Source organism: Nocardioides luteus (assembly GCF_014648595.1).
Taxonomy (GTDB): domain Bacteria; phylum Actinomycetota; class Actinomycetes; order Propionibacteriales; family Nocardioidaceae; genus Nocardioides; species Nocardioides luteus.
Genome location: NZ_BMRK01000016.1, coordinates 71,878 through 95,026 on the forward strand (window position 1 = coordinate 71,878; position 23,149 = coordinate 95,026).

A 23,149-nucleotide genomic window follows, 5' to 3' on the forward strand; every position below is an offset into this window, starting at 1 on the left:
TCGGTCGGCCGGTGCGGACACCCGGTCCCGATCAGCCACGCCGGAACCTCAGGGTGCGGACCTCGAAGGCGCCGAGCGTCAGCGCGACGGCGCCCTCCTCCCCCGCGGAGACCTCGCCGATCGGATCCTCCAGGAGCGAGACCTCCTCGACCCGCTCGAACGGCTCCGAGACGCGCAGCTCTCCCTGCGTACGGGCGCCGAGCGAGTCGTAGACGCGCACGACGAGGTCGCCGGAGCGGTCGGCGGCGAGCTTCACACTCGAGAGCACGAGCCCTTCCCCGGCGACGGTGACCAACGGCTCGACCGCCCGGGCGCCGGCGAGCGACCGAGCAGGCGTGTTGAGCGCGGCTCCGGCCTCGGTCGCGGTCTCGGCGGAGGCCCCGATGACCAGGCCGTAGCGGTGGGTCTGCATCCCCTGGTCGGTCTCCGGGTCGGGGAACCGCGGTGCGCGCAGCAGCGAGAGCCGGAGCTCGGTCGTCAGCGCGGTCGGCCGGGTCACGTCGAACCCGTAGCTGGAGTCGTTGACCAGCGCGACCCCGAAGCCGGGCTCCTCGGCCAGCACCCAGCGGTGCATCGAGGTCTCGAACTTCGCCGCCTCCCAGCTGGTGTTGGTGTGGGTCGGGCGGCGGTGGTAGCCGAACTGGGTCTCGGCGAGCGTCTGCTCGGCACGGATGTCGAGCGGGAAGGCGACCTTGAGGAACTTCTCGGTCTCGTGCCAGTCGGTGGTCTGCGCGATGTCGAGCACGCGCGATCCAGGAGCCAGCGAGAGCACCTGCGTGGTCGAGGAGTCCGCGGAGATCGACCGCTCGATGACCAGCCCGTCGGTGGTGATCTGGATCGAGGTCACCTCGCGCAGGTCGGTGGTCCGGTTGCGGTAGAACCGGTCGACGTCCCAGGCGTCCCACATGTTCGGGAAGTCCTGGTGGAGCTGCAGCAGGTTGGCCTCGGCACCGGCCGGGATCGCCTCGCGCCCGGTCGCCAGGTCGACCGCAGAGGTGATCAGCCCCTCGGCGGAGACGGTGACCTCGACGACCCCGTTCCCCAAGACGTACGTCCCGTCCTGCTCGACCACGGAGACGGCTGGCGCGGGCTCGGCCGCCAGGACGGACCCGGCGCGACCGTCAGCGATGAGCGCGACCGATCCGGAACCGGCGAGGGCCGCGAGCGCGCGCTCGATGATGGCCGTGGCCGCCTCGGCGACCCGGGCGTACTGCGCCGCGGCCTCGCGGTGCACCCAGGCGATCGAGGTGCCGGGGAGGATGTCGTGGAACTGCTGGAGCAGGACCTGCTGCCACAGCTCGTCCAGCTCGTCGTAGGGGTAGTCGAGAAGGCCGCGGACGGCCGCCGTGGCCGACCACAGCTCGGCCTCCACCAGCAGGTGCTCGCAGCGCCGGTTGCCCTGCTTGGTGAGGTGCTGGGAGGTGAGGGTGGCGCGGTGGAGCTCGAGGTAGAGCTCGCCGACCCAGACCGGCGGCTCGGTCAGCTCGGCCCGGGTCTCGGCGAAGAAGTCGTCGGGATGGGTCCAGGCGACCTGGGCGGAGCCCTCCAGGTCCGCGAGCCGGCGGGCCTTGCCGGCCATCTCGCGGGTGGTGCCGCCACCACCGTCGCCCCAGCCGACCGGAGCGATCGACCCGGTGGCGACGCGGTTCTCGCGGAACTGCCGCGACGCCTTGGCGAGCTCCGCGCCGGAGAGCTGGGAGCTGTAGGTGTCCATCGGCGGGAAGTGGCTCAGGATGCGGGAGCCGTCGATGCCTTCCCACTCGAAGGTGTGGTGGGGGAACCGGTTGACCTGGTTCCAGGAGATCTTCTGGGTGAAGAACCACTCGAAGCCGGCCCGCCTCATCAGCTGCGGCAGCGCCGGGCTGTAGCCGAAGGAGTCCGGCAGCCAGACGCCCTTGCAGCGGATCCCGAACTCGGCCTCGAAGAACCGCTGGCCGTAGAGGAACTGGCGCACCAGCGACTCCCCCGACGGCATGGTGGTGTCCGACTCGACCCACATTCCACCGAGCGGGACGAACCGGCCCTCGGCGACCGCCTCCTTGACCCGCGCATATACCTCGGGCCGATGCTCTTTGATCCAGGCGTACTGCTGCGCCGACGACATCCCGTAGCGGAACTCGGGGTCCTCATCGAGCAGCTCGGTCATCGAGGAGGCGGTCCGGGCGACCTTGCGGATCGTCTCGCGCACCGGCCACAGCCACGCGGAGTCGATGTGGGCGTGACCGATCGCGGCGATCCGGTGGGCGGAGTCGTGCGCGCCCGCCGCGAGCACGTCGACCAGCGCCGTGCGGGCCTCGGCTGCCGTCTCCGGCACCCGCTGCAGGTCGACGCGGTCCAGGGCGTCGTCGAGGGCCTGCAGGATGCGCGACTTCCGCGGCCCCTCCGGCAGCTCGAACTGCAGCTCGTGGAGCGTCTCCAGGTCGAGGCAGAGCTCGAAGACCTCCGGCTCGAAGACGGCGAGCTCGACGCGCCGGGTCGTGTAGAGCCTCTGCGGCGAGGAGGTCCGGAGGTCACCCTGCTGCGTGGGCTGGAAGGGATGGTGCTCGAGCAGCAGCGGGTTGGCAGCGGCCTCGACGAACAGCTCGACCTCCTCGCCGCCCTTCGCCTCCTCGGCCACCAGCACCCACTGGTTGCGCGGGTTGAGCGACTTCACCGGCACGGGTTCGCCGGTCGCACCGTCGCACGCGTAGACGAGCCCCTCGCACTGGAAGCCGGTCCGGGTCACGTCGAAGCCGAGGTCGCAGACCAGCTCGACCCGCTTCCCGGCCCACTCCTCCGGCACGGTCCCGGTGACCTTGAACCAGGTGGTCCCCCAGGCCGGTCCCCAGCCGGTGCCGACCTCGACCGGCTCATAGCCCAGGGCCAGGCCCTCGGCGGGCGGGATCGGCTCGCCCGGAAGCTCGTGCCATGCCACGTTCACCGGCGCCGAGACGGTGTGGACCGCCGGCCACAACCGCTCCTTGACGACCCGGCTCACCCGGCCTTCGGTGAGGTGTACGTCATCGTGCATCCGGACAACCTAGCCGGTCTATATTGCGCGGGTGTCAGCTCGAACGAAGCCGCCCGCGACCACCTCGGAGCCACTACGCTTCGGCGCCAACAACGTGCCCTCGGCCGGCTGGTTCTACTCCTGGCTCGACTTCGAACCCGACCAGATCGCCCGCGACTTCGACGACCTCGCCGGCCTCGGCCTCGACCACGTGCGCATCTTCCCGGTCTGGCCGTGGATCCAGCCCAACCGCACCCTGATCCGCTCAGCGGCGGTCGAGGACGTGCTCACCACGATCGACCTCGCCGCTGCCCGCGGCCTCGACGTCTGCGTCGACCTGGTCCAGGGCCACCTGTCCAGCTTCGACTTCCTGCCCTCCTGGGTCCTCACCCACCACCGGCGCTCGCTCTTCGACGACGCCGGGGTCCGCGAGGGCCTGCGGACCTACGTCGACACTCTCGCCGGCGCAGTCGCCTCCCGCGACAACGTCTTCGCGCTGACCCTCGGCAACGAGGTGAACAACCTGTGGCCGGCCAACGAGACCACCATCGCCGACTCCCGCGCCTGGGCCGAGGAGCTCCTCGAGGTCGCACGGGAGGCCGCACCCGGACTGCTCTGCCTCCACTCGCTCTTCGACGACGCCTTCTACGCCCCGGACCACCCCTTCGCGCCCGCCGACGTCACCACGCTCGGCGACCTCAGCACCGTCCACTCCTGGGTCTTCAACGGCGTCGGCGCGATCGACGCGCCGCTGGGGCCGGCCACGCTCACGCATGCCGACTATCTGGTCGAGCTGGCTGCTGCGTACGCCACCGAGCCGGGGCGCCGCGTCTGGCTCCAGGAAATCGGCGCTCCCCTGCCGGAGATTCCCGCAGGGAGCGTTCGCGACTTCGTCATCGGCACGATCGACCACGTCGCCCAGAATCCGGCGCTGTTCGGCATCACCTGGTGGTGCTCCCACGACCTGGACCGCTCCCTGGTCGACTTCCCCGAGCGGGAGTACGACCTCGGGCTCTTCACCGTCGACCACCGCCGCAAACCGGTCGCCGAGGCGCTGGCGGAGGCGATCGCCGACCACCGCGGACCCCGCCCAGAGCAGGCCGCGCGTCAACGGATCGAGTGCCCTGTCGATCTCCTCCGCGAGCCCGAGCGCCGCGCCGAGGTCGCCCCGGGAAGCGACTTCCACCGCGCCTGGGTCGCCGCCCGTGTCGACGGGCCGGTCGAGATCGTCCCACCGGCCGGCTGAGGACTGGCCTCAGCGGGCGTAGGCGACCTGACCGTCGACGGCCTGGCTGCGCTTCCACGTACGGAAGCCGTCCTCGGTGTTGCCACGGCGCCAGTAGCCGCTGATGGACAGGTCGCCGCGCGGCATGCCGCGCTCGTGCAGCAGGTAGGGGCGGATCCGCTGCATGGTGACCTCGGCCTCGCCGTGCACGAACGCGTGCACGCGGCCGAGCCGCCAGGGCAGCTCGCGCACGACGGTCGCCAGCGGCGGGTCGACCTGCGCGTCCAGCCAGCGCACCTCGACCCCAGCCGGCGCCTCGACCTGCTGCAGATGCTCCGCGGAGGGCACCTCGATCACCGCGTAGCCGACGGCGTCGGCCGGCAGCGCCGCGAGCGCGGCCCGGATCGCGGGCAGCCCGGACTCGTCTCCGACGAGCAGGTGCCAGTCGGCCGCCGGGTCCGGAGCGTACGTCCCGCCCGGCCCGCGCACGGTGAGCACGTCACCCGGGCCGGCGTGCGCGGCCCAGCGCCCGGCGACGCCCTCGTCGCCGTGGAGCACGAAGTCGATCGCGAAGGTGCGCTCGGCGACCGACGGCTCCAGCGCCGTGTAGGTGCGACAGACTGTCGAGCCGTCGCCGACCGGGATCTCCAGGCGGAGGAAGCGGTCGGTGCACACGCTGCCCTCGAACGCGGAGAGGTCCTCGGCAAGGAAGTGGACGCGGATCATCCCGGCGCTGAGCCGCCGGGTCGCGGTGACCACGACCCGGGTCTCCGGCTTCGTCTCCGGCTTGACCGCGCTGAACATGAGGGGAGCCTAACCTAATAGGCAGGAAATGCCGCTCGTGGCTCACGGCCTGCCCTAGAGTTGCGGCGTGCTCTACTCCGCCGGGTTCGAGTTCGAGTATGCCCTGGTCACGGAGGCAGACGACGCCGCGACGTTCCACGACTTCACCGACCTCGACTTCGAGGTCCTCCAGCGAGCCCTCGCCGACGGCGCGGGCGCCACCGACGACGACCTCGTCCGCGGCGATCTCGGCATCAAGAGCGGCTACTGGTACCTCGAGGGCGACGAGCGCTTCGACGCCGACGGCACGTTCACCTCCATGCTGGTCAAGGGTGTCGAGATCCGCACCCCGATCTGCGCCAGCACCGTCGCGGCCGCCGACCGCCTCGCCGACCTGCAGGACGACCTCGTCGAGCGGCTCGCACCCCTCGGTCTGCAGCTCGGCATCGTCGGCTTCAACCCCGTCCGCGAGGCGTACGTCGTCGATCCCCCGCTCAACGCGTGGGAGGAGCGGATGCGCGCCGAGCACCGGGAGTACGACCACGCCGAGGTCTCCAACCTCAGCTATGGCCCGGACATCAACGTCTCCTTCCCCGGCGCCTCCGCCCAGGACGTCGTCGAGATGACCCGACGACTGACCCACTACAGCCCGTTCATGGTGCCGTTCAGCTTCAGCTCGCCGTTCCACGCCGGCCGGCCCTGGCGCGGCCCCAGCAAACGCACCTACGAGCGCACCTGGCGGCGGGTCGCCGCGCGCTGCTTCGTCGAGCCGCCCGTGGGTGCGGAGGCGACGATGGTGCACCCGCCGCGGATCCCCCGCGAGGAGGGCCGCATCGAGTTCAAGGCGTTCGACGCCTTCACCTCCCGCGAGCTGCTGCTCGCCGGCGCGGCGCTGACGCTCGGCGTCTGCCTGGCCGGCGATCTCCCCGGTCTCGCGGACCAGCCCAGCCGTGACCTCCACCAGCGCTGCGCGACCGAAGCGTTCGCCGACCCGGAGATCGCCGCTGGCGCCCGCGCGGTGCTCGCCGCCGCCCGGCGCGCGCTCGCCGGAACGCCCGAGGCGAGCCACCTCGACCCGCTGGATCGGTTGCTGAGCGAGGGGCGCACCCCGGCCGATAGCCTTCTGGAGGAGTATTCGCACACCGGCCAGATGTACCGCTCGGAAGGACTTCGTTGACCGACCTGCCCGCAGACCCGCCCGCTGACCAGACCGATGGCCACCCCGAGAATCTGCCGGCAGAGGCCGACGTCGCGATCTGCGGAGCGGGACCGATCGGCGCCGCGACGGCCTACTTCCTGGCGCGGACGTCTCCGGAGCTGCGGATCGTGGTGCTCAGCGCCGACCCTGCCGATGACCCGGGCCACGTCTCCACCTACCGCTACTCCGGCGGCAGCATCCGCTGGACCTGGCCCGACCCGGTCAAGCAGGAGATGACCACCGAGACGGCCGCGTTCGTGCAGGGCCTGCTCGCCGACGGCGTCGACCTGGCCGCGATCGAGAACACCTACCACCTGCTCCACACCGGCGAGCACATCCCGGCGCTCAACATCTCCGCCACCCGGCTCGTCGCCCACCTGCTGGAGCAGGCCGCCGACGCCGGGGCGCAGATCGTCTCCGACGCAGTCGTCGAGGGCGTACGTCCCGACGGCTCGGGCCACCTGGTCGACACCGCTCGCGGCACGGTCCGCGCCGAGCGGGTCCTGGTCGCGCTGGGCGCGGCCAACGCGCGGCTCTTCCCGCAGACCGGCACCGAGCTCGAGAAGCGCCAGCTCTTCGTGCTCGACCTGCCCGTGCCGCCCGAGCGCGCGCGGATGCCCCACACGATCGTGCCGGTCGGCGACGGCTTCGGCTACGCCTTCGTGAAGTCGGTCGAGGGTCGTCTGCGGGTGCTGGTCGGCCAGGAGGACATCGTCGAGGACGACGACCTCAGTGGCCCGGTCGACCACTGGACCGCCCTGCTCGACAGCGGTCTGGGCACCGCGCTCCCCTGGCTCCGCGACGCGAAGGTCGAGCAGATCCTGTGGGGCGTCGACGTCGCCCAGAAGAAGCTCGTCCTCGACGAGCCCTCCCCCGGCCTGCTGCTGGCAGGGTGCGGCAGCTCGGTCCGCTCCTCGGCCTGGCTGGGACGTACGCTCGCCGAGCGGCTCGTCGCCCAGCCGGTGCCTAGCCCTCGAGCTCGGCCCGGGTCGGCGGGTTCGCGCCCGCCCGCGAGACGGTGACGGCGGCCGCGCGGACACCGTGCGCGAGCACCTCGCGGCGGTCGCGGTCGAAGTCGTCCCAGAGCGCGTCGACCAGGCCCGCGGAGAAGGTGTCGCCGGCACCGATTGTGTCCACGACGGTGACCTCCTCCGCGCCCACGTCGACGCGTCCGTCCGCGGTGATCCAGCTGGCGCCGTCGCCGCCACGGGTCACCGCGACCGCACCGGCGCCGAGGCCGAGCAGCCGCTCGGCGGCCTTCTCGAGACCGATCCCCGGGTAGAGCGTCTCCAGGTCCTCGTCGCTGGCCTTGACGACGTCCGCGTACGCCGCGGCCCGCTCGATGCGCTCCGCGACCTCCTCGCCCGTGCCGGTCAGCGTCGGTCGCATGTTGATGTCGTAGAGCACCCGAGCCGATTCCGGAAGCCCGTCGAGCAGCTCGAAGACGCTCTCCGCGCCGGGCGAGAGCACCGGGGCGAGCGAGCCGACGTGCACGAACCGCGGCGTCCCCACCGCGATCTCGCCCAGCTTCCACTCCAGGTCGAAGACGTACGTCGCCGACCCGTCCTCGGTGATGGTCGCCTGAGCCGTCGAGGTGTGGTCGAGCACGTGCGGGTCGCACGCCATCGTGACGCCGGAAGCGGCCAGGTGAGCGGCCAGCGACCGTCCGCGGGCGTCGTCGGCGTAGGAGGCTGCGTAGCGCACCGGCCGGCCGAGGCGGCCCAGCGCGACCGCGACGTTGGCGCCGCTGCCGCCGGGGTGCTCCTCGGTCGTTCCGTCCGACGTGGTGACCACGTCGACCAGCGCTTCACCTACCACCAAGACGTCAGCAGCGGCATTGTCACGATCCAGGCTAGTCACGGCGGCAGATTAGCAACTCGGCGTACCACGGAATTTTCTGCGGTTGACCAGCAGAAACCGCCTACTGTCCAGTAACCCACCGCGGGTGAGCATCCGCTCGCAACCGCGTGCAACCATTGAGGACGTGACCGAAGAATCCACCGAGACGACTGGTGGTCCGCAGGGCCCTACCCCCGCCCAGCCGACCGTGATCCACGAGGGTCTACCGACCCAGCTTCCGGACATCGATCCTGAAGAGACCAGTGAGTGGCTGGGCTCGTTCGACGCGATGATCGAGTCGAACGGACGTGAGCGTGCCCGCTACGTGATGCTGCGTCTGCTGGAGCGCGCTCGCGAGCAGTCCGTCGGGGTGCCCGCGCTGCGCAGCACCGACTACATCAACACCATCCCCTCCGACCGCGAGCCGTGGTTCCCGGGCGATGAGGACATCGAGCGACGCATCCGCGCCTTCATCCGCTGGAACGCCGCCGTCATGGTCTCCTCCGCCAACCGCAAGGGTCTGGAGGTCGGCGGCCACATCGCCACCTACCAGTCCTCCGCGAGCCTCTACGAGGTCGGCTTCAACCACTTCTTCCGCGGCAAGGACCACCCCGGCGGCGGCGACCAGGTCTTCATCCAGGGCCACGCCTCCCCCGGCATCTACGCGCGCGCGTTCCTCGAGGGCCGGATGACCGAGGAGCAGCTGTTCCGCTTCCGCCAGGAGGTGCAGCACGGCGTCGGCCAGGGCATCTCGTCCTACCCGCACCCGCGCCTGATGCCCGACTTCTGGGAGTTCCCCACGGTCTCCATGGGCCTGACCGGGATCAACTCGATCTACCAGGCGCGGTTCAACCGTTACATGCAGAACCGCGGCATCAAGGACACCTCCGACCAGCGCGTGTGGGCGTTCCTCGGCGACGGCGAGATGGGTGAGCCCGAGTCGCTCGGCGCCATCCGCGTCGCGGCCCGCGAGGAGCTCGACAACCTGGTCTGGGTGGTCAACTGCAACCTGCAGCAGCTCGACGGCCCGGTGACCGGCAACGGCAAGGTCATCCAGGAGCTGGAGTCCAACTTCCGCGGTGCCGGCTGGAACGTCATCAAGGTCATCTGGGGCCGCGAGTGGGACCAGCTGCTCGCCAAGGATGTCGACGGCGTCCTGGTCAACAAGATGAACTCCACCCCTGACGGCCAGTTCCAGACCTACTCGGTCGAGACCGGCGGCTACGTCCGGGAGAACTTCTTCGGCTCCGACCCGCGCCTGCGCAAGATGGTCGAGCAGATGAGCGACGAGCAGATCCGCAAGCTCCCCCGCGGTGGCCACGACTACCGCAAGGTCTACGCGGCCTTCGACGCGGCCACCAAGACCGTCGGACAGCCGACCGTCATCCTGGCCCACACCATCAAGGGCTGGACGATCGACGCTCTGGAGGGCAAGAACGCCACCCACCAGATGAAGAAGCTGACGATGCCGGACCTGAAGAAGTTCCGCGACCGGCTGCTGCTGCCGATCTCCGACAAGGAGCTCGAGGAGACCTACGAGCGCACCGGCGCGGCGCCGTTCTTCAACCCGGGCCCGGAGTCGGCCGAGATCGAATACATGATGGAGCGCCGCAAGCAGCTCGGTGGCCCCATCCCGGAGCGCCGGGTCGACTTCAAGCCGCTCAAGCTGCCGGGTGACAAGGTCTACTCCGAGCTCAAGCAGGGCTCCGGCAAGAACAAGATCGCCTCCACCATGGCCACCGTCCGGCTCCTCAAGGACTGGATGCGCGACCCGGAGATCGGCAAGCGCATCGTGCCGATCGCGCCCGACGAGTACCGCACCTTCGGCATGGACGCGATGTTCCCCAGCGCCAAGGTCTACAACCCGGGCGGGCAGCGCTACGAGAGCGTCGACCGCAAGTTGTTGCTCTCCTACAAGGAGTCCTCCGAGGGCCAGCTGCTCCACGAGGGCATCTCCGAGGCGGGCGCGCTGGCGTCGGCGACCGCTGCCGGCACCGCGTACGCGACGCACGGCGAGCCGATGATCCCGTTCTACATCTTCTACTCGATGTTCGGGTTCCAGCGCACCGGGGACTCCATCTGGGCGATGGCCGACATGATGGGCCGCGGCTTCCTGATCGGCGCCACCGCCGGCCGCACCACGCTGACCGGTGAGGGTCTCCAGCACGCCGACGGTCACTCCCCGCTGCTGGCGGCGACCAACCCGGCGGTCGTGCACTACGACCCGGCGTTCGCCTACGAGGTCTCCCACATCATGCAGAGCGGCCTCGAGCGGATGTACGGCTCGACCGAGGAGAACCCGCACGGCGAGAACGTCATCTTCTACCTGACGGTCTACAACGAGCCGGTCAGCCAGCCCAAGGAGCCCGAGGGCGTCGACGTCGAGGGCATCCTGAAGGGCATCCACCAGGTCTCCGCCACGGACGAGAGCGGACCGCGCGTCCGCCTGCTCGCCTCCGGCGTCGGCTTCCCGTGGGTCGAGGAGGCCGCCCGCCTCCTCAAGGACGACTGGGGCGTCAACGCCGACACCTGGTCGGTCACCTCGTGGAACGAGCTCGCTCGCGACGCCGTCGACGCCGAGCAGTGGAGCCTCAACCACCCGGGTGAGACGCCGCGCACGCCCTACGTCACCGAGAAGCTCTCGGCGTCCAGCGGCCCCGTCATCGCGGTCTCGGACTACATGCGGGCCGTCCCGCTGCAGATCGCCCGCTGGGTGCCCGACGACTACCGCGTCCTGGGTGCCGACGGGTTCGGCTTCGCCGACACCCGCCCGGCCGCGCGTCGCTTCTTCCAGATCGACGCCCAGTCCGTCGTCGTCCAGGCCCTCCAGGCTCTGGCCGAGGCCGGCGAGATCGACCCCGCGCTGGTGAAGAAGGCCTTCGACACCTACCGCATCGACGACCCGACCGCCACGAAGGGCATCCTCCAGGAGGGCGGGGACGCATAACGCCGAGTCGGCGCATCTGCCCCGTTCAAGTCCGCCGAGTCGGCGCATCTGCCCCACGATGTTGAGGCATTTGCGCCGACTCGGCGCTTCTCCGTGGGGCAGATGCGCCGGCTCGACATGCTTCTGGAGGCAGGCAGCGCAAGAATGGACGACGTGACCGCAGTGATCCCGCCAACCCGCCAGCGCACCGCGCAGGCGCTCCGGCGCGCGACGGGACGGCTGGCGACGGCCGCCACCTCGCGGATGGACGACGCGATGCCGTGGTTCAAGGACCTCTCGGCCAAGAACCGTTCGCTGGTCGGTCTGATCGTGCAGGCCGGCATCAAGGAGTTCGTCGCCTGGTACGCCGGCGGCGCCTCCGCCGACACCGCCAAGCCCGACCTGGCGGCGTCGATGTTCGGCGTCGCCCCGCGGGCGCTGACCGGGCTCATCACACTCCAGCAGACCGTCGACCTGGTGCGGCTCTCGATCGAGGTGGTCGAGGCCAACATCGACGACCTGCTCGGCCCCGAGGACGCCGCAGACGTGCACGAGGCGATCGGCCGCTACGCCCGCGAGGTCGCCTTCGCCACCGCCGAGGTCTACGCCCGCGCCGCGGAGCAGCGTGGTGCCTGGGACGCCCGGCTCGAGGCCCTGGTGGTCGACGCGGTGCTGCGCGCCGAGACCGACGAGGTGGTCCTCTCCCGCGCCAGCGCGCTCGGCTGGGACGCCGACCTGCAGCTGTGCGCCGTGCTCGGCCACGCGCCGGACGGCATCGGCCTCGACGCCGCCATGGAGGAGGTACGCCGCCGCGCCCGTGCCCACGGCCTGCACACCCTCTGCGCGGTCCAGGGTGACCGGCTCGTCGCGCTGCTCGGAGGCGTCGAGGACCCGCTGGTCGCCGCCGGTCGGATCGCCGACCTCTTCGCGGACGGCCCGGTCGTGGTGGGGCCGGTCGCCAGCGGCCTCGCGACTGCTGCCGAATCGGCCCGAGCCGCACTCTCCGCCTACCGCGCCGCGCCCGGCTGGCCCGACGCCCCGCGCCCGGCCCGCAGCCAGTCGTTCCTGCCCGAGCGTGCGCTGGCAGGGGACGCGTGGGCCCACCGCTACCTGATCGAGCATCTCTACCAGCCGTTGGTGGAGGCTCGCAGCACCCTGATCGAGACACTGGCTGCGTACTTCGCCGCCGGAGGTGGCCTCGAGGCCACCGGACGCACCCTGTTCGTGCATCCCAACACCGTGCGCTACCGGCTGAAGCAGGTCGCCGAGCTCACCGGGTTCACCCCGACCGACTCCCGCGACGCGCTCGCACTGCAGGTTGCGCTCATTCTCGGCCGTCAGCAGGACCACTGACAGGCAAAGCGGCACATTTGTAGGACTCCTACAAGATTGCCTGACAGATATTCGTCGCCGCGGAAGGTGAACGAATACCCCCTGAGACGGGAACATCGTTCCGTGCTCGTCATTGTCGCCCCAGGACAAGGTGCTCAGACACCAGGATTCCTCACCCCGTGGTTGGAGGACCCCGCTTTCGCCGCTCGTATGGAGTGGCTCTCGACCGTCGCAGGCATCGACCTGATCGACTACGGCACCAATGCCGACGCAGAGACTATCCGTGCCACCGAGATCGCCCAGCCGCTGCTGGTCGCCACCGGGCTGGTCGCCGCGCTGCAGCTCTTCCCGCAGCCGGCCGACGCCTTCTCCAAGATCGGCGCCGTCGCCGGCCACAGCGTCGGTGAGATCACCGCTGCCGCAGGTGCTCGGGCGATCAGCGCCGAGCAGGCGATGGTGCTGGTCCGCGAGCGCGGCAAGGCCATGGCCGAGGCCGCCGCGAAGACCCCGACCGGGATGACCGCCGTGCTCGGCGGCAACCGTGAGGAGGTGCTCGCCGCGATCGAGAAGCACGGCCTCACCCCTGCCAACGACAACGGCCCCGGCCAGATCGTCGCCGCCGGCACCATGGAGCAGCTCGAGGCCTTCGCCGCCGAGCCGCCCGCCAAGGCCCGACTGATGCCGCTCAGCGTCGCCGGCGCCTTCCACACCACTCATATGGAGCCTGCCGTCGGCCACCTCGCCCGGTTGGCCCAGAGCGTCTCCACCCATGACCCGCGCACCCGTCTGATCAGCAACAAGGACGGCCAGATCGTCCACGACGGTGCGAAGGCGCTGGGCCGGATCGTCGGTCAGATCGCCAACCCGGTGCGTTGGGACCTCTGCCTCGACACGATGTCCGACATCGGTGTGACCGGCATCCTGGAGATGCCGCCGGCCGGCACCCTGACCGGGATCGCCAAGCGCGCCCTCAAGGGTGTGGAGACCTTCGCCCTGAAGACTCCCGACCAGCTCGAGGACGCCCGAGCCTTCGTGGAGAAGCACGGTGAGTCCAACCCGATCGAGACCACGCCGACCTGGCGCATGGTCGTCTCGCCCGCCAAGGGCACCTTCAAGCTCTCCGAGGCCGTCTCCGGCCTGGGCGTGATCCCGGCCGACACCGAGATCGGCGCGATCGCGAGCCTGCGCGACACGATCGCGATCACCTCCGCCCACGGCGGTGAGATCATCGAGTGGCTGGTCGAGGACGGCGACCTCGTCTCCCCCGGACAGCCCCTCCTCCGCCTTCACCCGACGGGAGCGCAGCACTCGTGATCTCAGCCTCGACAGGTGCACCCCACGCCCGCATCCTCGGCGTGGGCGGCTACCGTCCGAGCCGGGTGGTCCCCAACAGCGAGATCGTCGACCTGATCGACTCCTCCGACGAGTGGATCCGCACCCGCTCCGGCATCACCGAGCGCCGCTGGGCGACCGAGGACGAGACCGTCCAGATGATGTCCGTCGCCGCTGCCCGCAAGGCGCTCGACCACGCCGGCATCGGCATCGAGGAGATCGACTGCGTCATCGTCGCCACCGTCAGCCACATGCGCCAGACCCCTGCGGTCGCCGCGCTGGTCGCCGACGAGCTGGGCGCCGACCACCCGGCTGCCTTCGACATCTCGGCCGCCTGTGCCGGCTTCTGCCACGGCATCTCGATGGCCAACGACTTCATCCGCGGCGGCAGCTCCCGCAACGTACTCGTCATCGGGGTCGAGCGGCTCTCCGACATCACCGACCCGCACGACCGCGGCACCGCGTTCATCTTCGCCGACGGCGCGGGCGCGGCCGTGGTCGGCCCGAGCGACGAGCCCGGCATCGGCCCGGTCGTGTGGGGCTCCTCGGGCGACAAGGCCGACCACATCCAGACGGCCGACTGGTTCGACGCGATCGAGGCCAAGGAGACCCCCTGGCTGAGGATGCAGGGCAACCCGGTCTTCCGCTGGGCCTCCTACTCGATGGCGAAGGTCGGCAACGAGGCGCTCGAGAAAGCTGGAATCACCGCAGACGAGCTCAACTGCTTCGTGCCCCACCAGGCCAACATGCGCATCGTCGACGCCCTCGCCCGCTCCATGAAGCTGCCGGAGTCGGTCGAGATCGCTCGCGACATCGCCACCATGGGCAACACCTCGGCCGCCTCGGTCCCGCTCGCGCTCGAGCGGATGATCGAGGAGGGCCAGGCGAAGCCGGGCGACACCGCTCTGCTGATCGCCTTCGGCGCCGGCCTGGTCTACGCAGCCCAGGTCGTCGTCGTCCCCTAGTCCGGCACCACCCAGAGTTTCAACACAGAAAATCCGAGAGGAAACACCACACATGGCCACCACCGAAGAGATCCGCTCCGACCTCGCCGAGATCGTCAACGAGGTCGCCGGCATCGACACCGCCGACGTCCAGCTCGACAAGTCGTTCGTCGACGACCTCGACGTCGACTCGCTGTCCATGGTCGAGGTCGTTGTCGCTGCCGAGGAGAAGTTCGGCGTATCCATCCCCGACGAAGAGGTCAAGAACCTCAAGACCGTCGGCGACGCGGTGAGCTTCATCGAGAAGGCTTCCGCGAACGCCTGACGCGGACTCGGCGGCTCGGCCAACCCTCCCAGGCCGAGCCGCCGGACCTGCCTCAACCGACCCTTCAGCGCCAACCACCCCACACGGAGACCACATGAGCAGCCGCACCCGAGTCGTCGTCACCGGATTGGGCACCACCAACCCGGTCGGCGGAGACACTGCCACCACCTGGGATGCCTTGATCGCCGGCCGCTCCGGCATCCGCGAGCTCACCGAGGAGTGGGCCGCCGACCTCCCCGTACGCATCGGCGGCCGCGCCGCCGTCGAGCCGACCGAGGTCCTCGAGCGAGTCAAGGCCAGGCGCCTGGACCGCTCCGCACAGTTCGCCGTGATCGCCGCGGCCGAGGCGTGGAAGGACGCCGGCTTCGAGGGCAACGCCGCGGACGCCGGCCTCGACGGTGAGCGCCTCGGCGTCGCCGTGGCCACCGGCATCGGTGGCGTCACCACACTCCTCGACAACTACGACAACCTGCTCTCCAAGGGGCCGCGCCGGGTCAGCCCGCTGGCCGTCCCGATGCTGATGGCCAACGCCTCAGCCGCCAACATCTCGCTGATCTACGGCGCCCGCGCCGCAGCTCAGACCCCGATCTCGGCCTGTGCCTCAGGCTCCGAGGCGATCGCCCAGGCCGCCGACCAGATCCGTCTGGGCCGCGCCGACGTCGTCCTCGCCGGCGGCACCGAGGCGGCGATCCACCCGCTGCCGATCGCCGCGTTCGCCAACATGATGGCCCTCTCCAAGACCGCCTCCGGCCCCGACGGCGGAGACCCGGCGACGGTCAGCCGCCCCTGGGACACCGGCCGCGACGGCTTCGTCCTCGGTGAGGGTGCCGGCATCGTCGTGCTCGAGAAGCTCGAGCACGCCCAGGCGCGTGGCGCCCGGATCTACGCCGAGGTCCTCGGCGCCGGCGTGACCGCCGACGCCCACGACATCGCCCAGCCCGACCCCGAGGGTCGAGGCGGCAGCCGCGCCATCAAGCGCGCGCTCGAGGACGGCGACATCGACCCGAACTCGATCACCCACGTCAACGCCCACGCGACCTCCACGCCGCAGGGCGACATCGCCGAGGGCCTCATGCTCCACGCCACCCTCGGCAAGCACGTCGAGGACGTCGTGGTCACCTCGACCAAGTCGATGACCGGCCACCTGCTCGGCGGCGCCGGCGCCCTCGAGACCGTCGCGACCGTGCTGGCCATCCACCATCGCCAGTCGCCGCCGACGATCAACCTCGACAACCTCGACCCCGCGGTCGAGCTCGACATCGCCACCAAGCCACGCGACCTCCCGGTCGGCGACATCGCGGCTCTCAACAACTCCTTCGGTTTCGGCGGCGCCAATGTCGCGGTCGTCTACGGGAGCATCTGATGACCATCACCACGCCCGCGCCGGCCCCCGCGAAGAAGCAGAAGCTTCCCCGCGACCAGGACCCGCGCAACCCCGTCACCCGTCTCAAGGCGCTCTTCGACGAGGGCACCGTCCAGCTCATCTCCCCCGACGACGATTCCGGCATGCTCGCCGCCGTCGGCGAGGTGGACGGCACCCGCGCGGTCGCCTTCTGCTCCGACGCCACCGTCATGGGCGGCGCGATGGGTGACCTCGGCTGCCGGGTGGTCGTCGATGCCTATCACCGGGCCATGACCGACGGCGTGCCGATCATCGGTCTGTGGCACTCGGGCGGCGCCCGGCTCGCGGAGGGCGTCCTCTCGCTCCACGCCGTCGGCCGCATCTTCCACGTGATGACCCAGGCCAGCGGCAAGATCCCGCAGATCTCGGTCGTCCTCGGCCCGGCCGCCGGCGGCGCCGCGTACGGCCCGGCGCTCACCGACGTCGTCATCCTCGGCCCCGAGGGCCGCATCTTCGTGACCGGCCCGGACGTCGTCCGCTCCGTCACCGGTGAGGACGTCGACATGCTCCGCCTCGGCGGTCCCGAGCCCCACGGCCGCCGCTCCGGCGTCGTCCACATCCTCACCGAGTCCGAGCGCGAGGCGCTCGACAAGGCGCGCGGCGTGACCTCACTCCTGGGCTCCCAGGGCGGTCTCGACGTCTCTGCGGTCGAGGACAAGGACCTCGCCGAGCAGCTTCCCGAGTCGAAGAAGCGCGCCTACGACGTCCACCCGCTGGTCGAGAACGTCCTCGACGAGGGCACCGCTCAGGAGCTGCACGCCCGCTGGGCTCCCAACATCGTCACCGCCCTCGGTCGCTTCGGCGGCCGCACCGTCGGTGTCGTGGCCAACAACCCGCTGCGTCTGGGCGGCTGTCTCGACTCGCTCTCGGCGGAGAAGGCCTCCCGCTTCGTACGCCTCTGCGACTCGCTCGGCGTCCCGCTGATCGTCCTTGTCGACGTCCCCGGCTACCTGCCCGGCGTCGGCCAGGAGTGGGACGGTGTCGTACGCCGCGGAGCCAAGCTCCTGCACGCCTTCGGCGAGTGCGTGGTCCCCCGGGTCACCCTGGTGACCCGCAAGACCTACGGCGGCGCCTACATCGCCATGAACGCCCGCTCGCTCGGCGCAACGAAGGTCTTCGCCTGGCCGGGCGCCGAGGTCGCCGTCATGGGCCCGGTCGCCGCGATCCGCATCCTGCACCGCCGCAAGCTCGCCGAGGTCGCGCCCGACCTCCGTCCTCAGGTCGAGGCGGAGCTCGCCGCCGAGCACGAGCGCCTCGCCGGCGGGGTCGACAAGGCCGTCGAGATCGGCGTCGTCGACGAGGTCATCGAGCCGTCGGCGACCCGCAGCGCGATCGCGGCCGCCTTCGAGGAAGCGATCCAGACCGTCGGCGTACGCCGCGGCGCACACGGCAACATCCCTCTCTGATCGACACACAGCGCACCGAGGCCCCCGGAGCTCACGCTCCGGGGGCCTCGGTGTCTCGTCGACCGTGCTCCGCGGCCGACGCAGGTCGCTAGACGACCTGGTGCAGCCAGCGGACGGGTGCGCCCTCCCCCGCGTGCCGGAACGTCTCCAGCTCGTCGTCCCACGGCTTGCCGAGGAGCTTGTCGACCTCCAGCTCGAGGGTCGTGTCGCCGAGGGCGGCCTTGACCACCGCCGCCTTGAGCCTGTCCTCGGGGATCATGATGTCGCCGTGCAGCCCCGTCACGGCGTGGAAGACGCCGAGGTCGGGGGTGAAGGAGTAGCGGGCTCCCTCGGTGGTCGCCGTGGCGTCCTCGGTGACCTCGAAACGCAGGTGGGTCCACCCCTTGAGCGCTGAGGCGATGGCCGCCGCCGATCCGACCGCACCGGACCAGAAGAGCTCGGCCCGGTAGGTGCCGGCCTGGGCGGGCTGCGCCGTCCAGTCGAAGTTCACCGGCACGCCGAGAACCCCCGCGACCGCCCATTCGATGTGAGGGCAGAGCGCAGAGGGAGCCGAATGCACGAACACAACGCCTCGGGCGATGCCACGCGAGGCGCTCGGGTCCTTGATCTGAGTGGTCACCGAATATCTCCTTCGTTGCGGCGCGAGCTACGCCTTCCCCAGCGGGCTCGATCATGCGTGAAGGAAACAGTTCGGTATCACACGGATGTAGTTGTGGGCACCATTCTTACCTACGAGGCCAAGGATCTCCAGTATCAAGGCAAAACGATCAGTGGCGGTCGACCCGAAGGCCGACCACCACTGGCTTCACATCAGGCTGAGCCGTCAGTCCCGCTCGACCGTCTTCTCGAGCGCCTCGGCGCGCACCGCGGCGTCGGTGATCTCCTCGGCGTCGATCGCGTACGTGCGGTGGAACCAGGTCAGCGCGTCCTTGTCGCGGCCGGCCTCCTGGAGCGTGTCTGCGTAGGCGTAGCGCAGCCGCACGACCCAGGCCTCGCGGCTCTTGTTGTTGAGCGGAGCCTGCTCGAGGATCCGCAGCGCCGCGTCGTACTGCTTCATGTCACGGCGTGCGCCGGCCTCGACGATGGTCATCTCGGCCTTCGCCGGCGCCTCGAAGTTCACGACCGACGGGCTGTGCGCGAGCTTGATCGCCTGCTCGGGCTGACCGAGCGCCCGGTGGCAGTCCGCCATGATCGGCAGGTAGGCCGTGGCGCCGTTCATCCGCTTGGCAGCTCGCAGCTCGGCGAGCGCCTCGGCGTAGTGGCCGGCGGCGTAGGCGGCTTCACCCAGTGCCTCGCGGATCACCGCGATCCGCTGAGTACGCGACTTGGCAGCCTTGGCGTGCTGGTAGGCAAGCTCCGGGTCCGAGTCGATGTACATGTCCGCAGCGACGAGGTGACGCGCGATCCGCGCCGCGAGCTTCTCCGGGAGACCGCGCAGCTGAGCCGCGATCGCACGGTCCAGCTCCTTGCCGGTCACCTCATCGGGCAGCTCGGGGCCGTCGTAGGCGCGCTGGTCGGCGGTGCGCTCCTCGCGCGGCTCGTCGAACCGACGCGGCTTGCCACCGGGCTTACCGCCCGGCTTGCCGCCACGGTCCTTGGAGTAACCGCCCTTGCGGTCGTTGCCGCCGCCACGCTTCGGGCCGTCCGAGCGGCCGCCTGCGCGCGGACCGCCGCGACCGGTCGAGGGCTTGCCGTCGCGACGCTCGTCGCCACCGCGGCCACCTGAACCGTCGCGCCGGTCGCTGCTGCGACCTGCGCCGGGTCGGCCCCCACTGGGTCGGCCGCCGCGGCCTCCGGCGGATGAACCTGAGCTCTTCGGACGCCCCGGGCGTCCAGCGGGCTTTCCGCCTCTGTTGCTACGGCGCTCGTCAGCCATAGCGGCCATCCTCACTGCTGCTCACTGCAGCCGACTTCGAACGATCCCCAGACCGTTTCGCTGGTAAAAGCAGTAGAGGCCGCCCAAATGGGCGGCCTCTACCTGAAATTTTGTCCGGCGGCGTCCTACTCTCCCACAGCCTCTCGGTTGCAGTACCATCGGCGCTGAAGGGCTTGACTTCCGGGTTCGGGATGGGACCGGGTATTTCCCCTTCGCTATGGCCGCCGTAACTCTATCGACTCACCCCCGCACTCTTCCGCCGGCGCTGTTGCTGCCAGGCAGAGCTGCTTGGGGTGGCCAAGCCATTGTTCAGTTCTAACATCTGTCGATGTTGGTTCGTGGACGCGAACAGTCTCATCGAAGTGGTCTTCGATTTGTTGTTTTTGTTGAGGGTTTATGAAAGATAAGCCCTCGGCCTATTAGTACCGGTCGGCTGGGCATCACTGCTGTACACCTCCGGCCTATCAACCCCATAGTCTGTAGGGGGCCTTAACCCATAAAGGGTGGGAAACCTCATCTTGAAACGTGCTTCCCGCTTAGATGCGTTCAGCGGTTATCACTTCCGAACGTAGCCAACCAGCCATGCACCTGGCGGTACAACTGGCACACCAGAGGTTCGTCCATCCCGGTCCTCTCGTACTAGGGACAGCCTTTCTCAAGTTTCCTACGCGCGCGGCGGATAGGGACCGAACTGTCTCACGACGTTCTAAACCCAGCTCGCGTGCCGCTTTAATGGGCGAACAGCCCAACCCTTGGGACCTACTCCAGCCCCAGGATGCGACGAGCCGACATCGAGGTGCCAAACCATCCCGTCGATATGGACTCTTGGGGAAGATCAGCCTGTTATCCCCGGGGTACCTTTTATCCGTTGAGTGACCACGCTTCCACATGCCGTGGCCAGATCACTAGTTCCGACTTTCGTCCCTGCTCGACATGTCTGTCTCACAGTCAAGCTCCCTTGTGCACTTACACTCGCCACCTGATTGCCAACCAGGCTGAGGGAACCTTTGAGCGCCTCCGTTACATTTTAGGAGGCAACCGCCCCAGTTAAACTACCCATCAGGCACTGTCCCTGAACCAGATCATGGTCCGAAGTTAGACATCTAGTACGACCAGAGTGGTATTTCAACGATGACTCCACACACACTGGCGTGTGCGCTTCACAGTCTCCCACCTATCCTACACAAGCCGAACCAAACACCAATACCAAACTATAGTAAAGGTCCCGGGGTCTTTCCGTCCTGCCGCGCGTAACGAGCATCTTTACTCGTAGTGCAATTTCGCCGAGTCCACGGTTGAGACAGCGCCCAAGTCGTTACTCCATTCGTGCAGGTCGGAACTTACCCGACAAGGAATTTCGCTACCTTAGGATGGTTATAGTTACCACCGCCGTTTACTGGGGCTTAAATTCTGAGCTTCGCACAAGTGCTAACCCGTCCTCTTAACCTTCCAGCACCGGGCAGGAGTCAGTCCGTATACATCGTCTTACAACTTCGCACGGACCTGTGTTTTTAGTAAACAGTCGCTTGGGCCTGGTCTCTGCGGCCCTTCACGCTTCCCCCAGCTAGTGGGTTCACGATCCGGGCCCCCCTTCTCCCGAAGTTACGGGGGCATTTTGCCGAGTTCCTTAACCATGGTTCGCTCGATCGCCTCGGTATTCTCTACCTGATCACCTGAGTCGGTTTGGGGTACGGGCGGCTCATGACTCGCTAGAGGTTTTTCTCGACAGCATAGGATCATCGACTTCCCCAAACGGGTCCCCATCACATCTCAGACATACAGAGCCCGGATTTGCCTAGACTCAGTCCTACATGCTTGGCCACGGACAACCATCGCCGTGGTTCGACTACCTTCCTGCGTCACCCCATCACTTGACTACTACACACTCGGGTCCCATGTTCCACACACACGCCTCACCCCGAAGGGATCGGTCACGTGTGCTTCAGATGGTTAGCATCATGCGCCTCATCATGGGCGTCACTTCGCCGGTACGGGAATATCAACCCGTTGTCCATCGACTACGCCTGTCGGCCTCGCCTTAGGTCCCGACTTACCCAGGGCAGATTAGCTTGACCCTGGAACCCTTGATCAATCGGCGGATGTGTTTCTCACACATCATTCGCTACTCATGCCTGCATTCTCACTCGCGTACCGTCCACCGCTGGATCACTCCGCTGCTTCACTCGATACACGACGCTCCCCTACCCACCCCAGAATCAACTGGAGTGCCATAGCTTCGGCGGATAACTTGAGCCCCGCTACATTGTCGGCGCGGAATCACTTGACCAGTGAGCTATTACGCACTCTTTCAAGGGTGGCTGCTTCCAAGCCAACCTCCTGGTTGTCACTGCGACTCCACATCCTTTTCCACTTAGTTACCGCTTAGGGGCCTTAGCTGATGGTCTGGGCTGTTTCCCTCTCGACAATGGAGCTTATCCCCCACTGTCTCACTGCTGCGCTCTCACTTACCGGCATTCGGAGTTTGGCTAACGTCAGTAACCTGGTCGGGCCCATCGGCTATCCAGTGCTCTACCTCCGGCAAGAAACACGCAACGCTGCACCTAAATGCATTTCGGGGAGAACCAGCTATCACGAAGTTTGATTGGCCTTTCACCCCTAACCACAGGTCATCCCCTCCATTTTCAACTGAAGTGGGTTCGGTCCTCCACGCCGTCTTACCGGCGCTTCAACCTGCCCATGGCTAGATCACTTCGCTTCGGGTCTAGAGCGCGCGACTCAATCGCCCTATTAGGACTCGCTTTCGCTACGGCTTCCCCACACGGGTTAACCTTGCCACACACCGCTAACTCGCAGGCTCATTCTTCAAAAGGCACGCCATCACCCCCACTGCCAAAAGGCCGGCCGGGCTCTGACGGATTGTAGGCACACGGTTTCAGGTACTATTTCACTCCCCGCCAGGGGTACTTTTCACCTTTCCCTCACGGTACTGGTCCGCTATCGGTCATCAAGAAGTATTTAGGCTTAGCGGGTGGTCCCGCCAGATTCACACGACATTCCACGAGTGCCGTCCTACTTGGGAAGTACATCAACCCAGCCAAACACATACGACTACGGGGCTATCACCCGCTCCGGCCCAGCTTCCCAACTGGTTCACCTTCATGCTTGGTTTCTCACTGAGCTCACCGCCGGCAGACGATGAAAGACATATCCCACAACCCCAACTACGCAACGACTGCCGTCTATCACACGCAGTTGGTTTAGCCTCATCCGATTTCGCTCGCCACTACTCTCGGAATCACTATTGTTTTCTCTTCCTACGGGTACTGAGATGTTTCACTTCCCCGCGTTCCCTCCACACGCCCTATAGATTCAGGCGCAGGTAACACGACATGACTCGTGCTGGGTTTCCCCATTCGGACACCCCCGGATCAACGCTCGGTTGCCAACTCCCCAGGGCTTATCGCAGGCTCCAACGTCCTTCATCGGCTCTTGATGCCAAGGCATCCACCATGTGCCCTTCATAGCTTATCTCTCACAAACACTCAACAAAAACAACAAACCACGACCTCACGATCGCCGCTTGTCTGCGCTACGAAGACCAACACACACCC

Annotated in this window: 15 protein-coding genes and 2 rRNA genes; 10 read left to right on the top strand and 7 right to left on the bottom strand. The window is 68.3% G+C overall.

Annotated elements, in window-relative coordinates; genetic code table 11:
- Positions 1-31 precede the first annotated feature (31 nt).
- A complete protein-coding gene (locus IEY81_RS18345; protein WP_189119939.1) occupies positions 32-3,010 on the bottom strand; it encodes an alpha-mannosidase in 2,979 nt (992 codons plus the stop codon).
- Positions 3,011-3,041: 31 nt separating this feature from the next.
- Here IEY81_RS18345 and IEY81_RS18350 point away from each other — a divergent pair, with 31 nt between their 5' ends.
- Complete coding sequence (locus tag IEY81_RS18350; RefSeq protein ID WP_189119940.1) at positions 3,042-4,235, top strand: glycoside hydrolase 5 family protein; 1,194 nt, start codon at positions 3,042-3,044, stop codon at positions 4,233-4,235.
- A 9-nt stretch (positions 4,236-4,244) separates the two neighbouring features.
- On the opposite strand, the gene IEY81_RS18355 is transcribed toward IEY81_RS18350, so the two are convergent.
- A complete protein-coding gene (locus IEY81_RS18355) occupies positions 4,245-5,018 on the bottom strand; it encodes a siderophore-interacting protein (RefSeq protein WP_189119941.1) in 774 nt (257 codons plus the stop codon).
- A 67-nt stretch (positions 5,019-5,085) separates the two neighbouring features.
- Between IEY81_RS18355 and IEY81_RS18360 the strand changes: the two genes are divergently transcribed.
- Together IEY81_RS18360 and IEY81_RS18365 are read left to right on the top strand one after the other, a co-directional pair.
- On the top strand, positions 5,086-6,174 hold the full coding sequence (locus tag IEY81_RS18360; protein ID WP_189119942.1) for a glutamate-cysteine ligase family protein: 1,089 nt from the start codon (positions 5,086-5,088) through the stop codon (positions 6,172-6,174).
- Complete coding sequence (locus IEY81_RS18365; protein ID WP_189119943.1) at positions 6,171-7,217, top strand: NAD(P)/FAD-dependent oxidoreductase; 1,047 nt, start codon at positions 6,171-6,173, stop codon at positions 7,215-7,217. The genes IEY81_RS18360 and IEY81_RS18365 overlap by 4 nt, the downstream gene beginning before the upstream one ends.
- On the opposite strand, the gene IEY81_RS18370 is transcribed toward IEY81_RS18365, so the two are convergent.
- Positions 7,162-8,055, bottom strand: coding sequence for a carbohydrate kinase family protein (locus IEY81_RS18370; protein WP_229787980.1), 894 nt, complete (start codon positions 8,053-8,055; stop codon positions 7,162-7,164). The two genes, IEY81_RS18365 and IEY81_RS18370, sit on opposite strands and share 56 nt — an antisense overlap.
- Positions 8,056-8,242: 187 nt before the next feature.
- Here IEY81_RS18370 and aceE point away from each other — a divergent pair, with 187 nt between their 5' ends.
- The 7 genes from aceE to IEY81_RS18405 all read left to right on the top strand — a co-directional run bounded on the left by aceE (position 8,243) and on the right by IEY81_RS18405 (position 17,701).
- On the top strand, positions 8,243-10,981 hold the full coding sequence (gene aceE, locus IEY81_RS18375) for a pyruvate dehydrogenase (acetyl-transferring), homodimeric type (RefSeq protein ID WP_229787983.1): 2,739 nt from the start codon (positions 8,243-8,245) through the stop codon (positions 10,979-10,981).
- 144 nt (positions 10,982-11,125) lie between these two features.
- A complete protein-coding gene (locus tag IEY81_RS18380; RefSeq protein ID WP_189119945.1) occupies positions 11,126-12,313 on the top strand; it encodes a PucR family transcriptional regulator in 1,188 nt (395 codons plus the stop codon).
- A 102-nt stretch (positions 12,314-12,415) separates the two neighbouring features.
- A complete protein-coding gene (locus IEY81_RS18385; RefSeq protein WP_189119946.1) occupies positions 12,416-13,606 on the top strand; it encodes an ACP S-malonyltransferase in 1,191 nt (396 codons plus the stop codon).
- On the top strand, positions 13,603-14,589 hold the full coding sequence (locus IEY81_RS18390) for a beta-ketoacyl-ACP synthase III (RefSeq protein ID WP_189119947.1): 987 nt from the start codon (positions 13,603-13,605) through the stop codon (positions 14,587-14,589). The genes IEY81_RS18385 and IEY81_RS18390 overlap by 4 nt, the downstream gene beginning before the upstream one ends.
- A gap of 52 nt (positions 14,590-14,641) precedes the next feature.
- Positions 14,642-14,893, top strand: a complete 252-nt coding sequence (locus tag IEY81_RS18395) for an acyl carrier protein (RefSeq protein ID WP_189119948.1) — start codon at positions 14,642-14,644, stop codon at positions 14,891-14,893.
- Between the two features lie 94 nt (positions 14,894-14,987).
- Positions 14,988-16,256, top strand: coding sequence for a beta-ketoacyl-[acyl-carrier-protein] synthase family protein (locus IEY81_RS18400; protein WP_189119949.1), 1,269 nt, complete (start codon positions 14,988-14,990; stop codon positions 16,254-16,256).
- The gene (locus tag IEY81_RS18405; RefSeq protein WP_189119950.1) at positions 16,256-17,701 is read left to right on the top strand and encodes an acyl-CoA carboxylase subunit beta; all 1,446 of its coding nucleotides are present in this window, start codon (positions 16,256-16,258) and stop codon (positions 17,699-17,701) included. The genes IEY81_RS18400 and IEY81_RS18405 overlap by 1 nt, the downstream gene beginning before the upstream one ends.
- An 88-nt stretch (positions 17,702-17,789) precedes the next feature.
- Here IEY81_RS18405 and IEY81_RS18410 read toward each other — a convergent pair whose 3' ends face one another.
- From IEY81_RS18410 to IEY81_RS18425, 4 genes are all read right to left on the bottom strand, one after another.
- A complete protein-coding gene (locus IEY81_RS18410) occupies positions 17,790-18,320 on the bottom strand; it encodes a DUF3145 domain-containing protein (RefSeq protein ID WP_268244509.1) in 531 nt (176 codons plus the stop codon).
- A gap of 204 nt (positions 18,321-18,524) precedes the next feature.
- On the bottom strand, positions 18,525-19,577 hold the full coding sequence (locus IEY81_RS18415) for a tetratricopeptide repeat protein (protein WP_189119951.1): 1,053 nt from the start codon (positions 19,575-19,577) through the stop codon (positions 18,525-18,527).
- Between the two features lie 112 nt (positions 19,578-19,689).
- Positions 19,690-19,806 (bottom strand): 5S ribosomal RNA (gene rrf / locus IEY81_RS18420).
- 170 nt (positions 19,807-19,976) lie between these two features.
- Positions 19,977-23,069, bottom strand: a 23S ribosomal RNA gene (locus IEY81_RS18425).
- Positions 23,070-23,149 lie beyond the last annotated feature (80 nt).